This is a genomic window from Halorubrum sp. AD140 (genome assembly GCF_034497445.1).
Lineage (GTDB): Archaea > Halobacteriota > Halobacteria > Halobacteriales > Haloferacaceae > Halorubrum.
Genome location: NZ_JAXRUU010000224.1, coordinates 1 through 1,285, shown reverse-complemented (window position 1 = coordinate 1,285; position 1,285 = coordinate 1). Strand labels below are relative to the sequence as shown.

3 protein-coding genes are annotated in these 1,285 nt (G+C 71.7%); all 3 read left to right on the top strand.

Annotated features, from left to right (window positions below; genetic code table 11):
- Positions 1-27: 27 nt before the first annotated feature.
- Complete coding sequence (locus U4E84_RS17650; RefSeq protein WP_322533386.1) at positions 28-282, top strand: hypothetical protein; 255 nt, start codon at positions 28-30, stop codon at positions 280-282.
- Between the two features lie 123 nt (positions 283-405).
- Positions 406-843: a hypothetical protein gene (locus U4E84_RS17645; protein WP_322533385.1), complete on the top strand. Its 438-nt coding sequence runs from the start codon at positions 406-408 to the stop codon at positions 841-843.
- 39 nt (positions 844-882) lie between these two features.
- Positions 883-1,285 (top strand): rhomboid family intramembrane serine protease (locus U4E84_RS17640; protein WP_322533384.1); only part of this gene is annotated, 403 nt, incomplete at its 3' end.

Here is a 1,285-nt window from a genome sequence, read left to right as displayed (position 1 = left end):
CCCGGCCCCGCGGCCGACGCCGTTCGGATGTGGCTCGTCGAGCGCACCTACTCCGACGACGAGCAGAACATGGTGATCCTCACGTACGCGACGCCGGACGGCGAGCGCTACTTCCGGAAGGAGCGCGCGCTCACCTCCTTCACCGACGTGCGCGACACCACGGCCGCCGTCGACGCAGCGCCATCGAACGTGGGGACCGTCGACGATCCCGCCGACCGCGAACGGTACGCCGCCGAGGCGACGCGGATGACGCGCGCACACGACCCCGACGACGTGATCTGACTCGGCGAGGTGCGGTCCGGCGAGACGGGCAGTCCGACGGGGCGGACGGTCGGCCGTCGCGCCGACTCCCCGACCCAGAGCTGTGTGAGAAGACACTTGTTTTCTCCCGTCGTGCGGGCGCACATGGCCCTCCACGAAGCCGAAACACAGCGGGCGAAGCGCCGCGACTCCCGATCGAGCGACCGGCGCGACGACAGGACAAAATCGGACGAGGACGGGCCGCCCAACGGCGTGTTCCTCGTCGCCGCCCTCGCGTTCCTCGGCGGCGCGGCCGACCTCCTGTTCGGGATCGCGATGCTCCCGACTCCCGTCGCCGTCTTCGGCGTGTTCCTGGCCGCGCTCGGCGCGCTGGAGTGTTGGGTCGCGATCGGGCTGTTCCGCCTTCAGGCGCGCGCGCTCGGCCTTGCGGTGGTGTTGTACGGGATGGGTGCGCTCATCGACGGGTTGCGACTGCTCTTCGCGCTCGGAACCGGCGGGTCCGCGGGCGGCCCGGCGGCGCGGATACTGCTCGCCGCCGTCGTGGTCGGCTACCTCCTCGTGCGAGCCGACCACTTCGAGTGACGCGCACGCTTTTGCCGACGCGTCCCCAACCGTGACCCCATGCGCGCGACTCTCGAGACAATCGCCGTCGTCCTGCTCGTCGGCGTCGTCCAAGCGGCGTTCGACAGCGTCGGCCTCGTCGGGTTGTTCGCGCTGTCGACGCCGCTCTCCGTCGCCCCGTGGACGCTCGTCACCAGCGTGTACGCGCACGGCTCCGTCGGCCACCTCGTGGCGAACGCGCTCGCGTTACTGCTCGTCGGCCCCCTCGTCGAGCGCCGGACGACCCGCCCGCGATTCCACGCGTTCGTGGTCGCAACCGGGGCGCTCGCGGGCGTCGCACAGGTCACCGTCGGCGGGCTGTTCGGTCCCCCAGCCGCCGTGTTGGGAATCAGCGGCGCCGTCTTCGCGCCCGGCGGGTACCTGCTCGCCGGCAACGTCGTGAGCGCGACGCTGTTCGACCGCC

Excerpts from the sequence above, each read along its gene's own strand:
- U4E84_RS17650 (WP_322533386.1), top strand. The coding sequence starts at position 28 with ATGTGGCTCGTCGAGCGCACCTACTCCGACGACGAGCAGAACATGGTG.
- U4E84_RS17645 (WP_322533385.1), top strand. The coding sequence starts at position 406 with ATGGCCCTCCACGAAGCCGAAACACAGCGGGCGAAGCGCCGCGACTCC.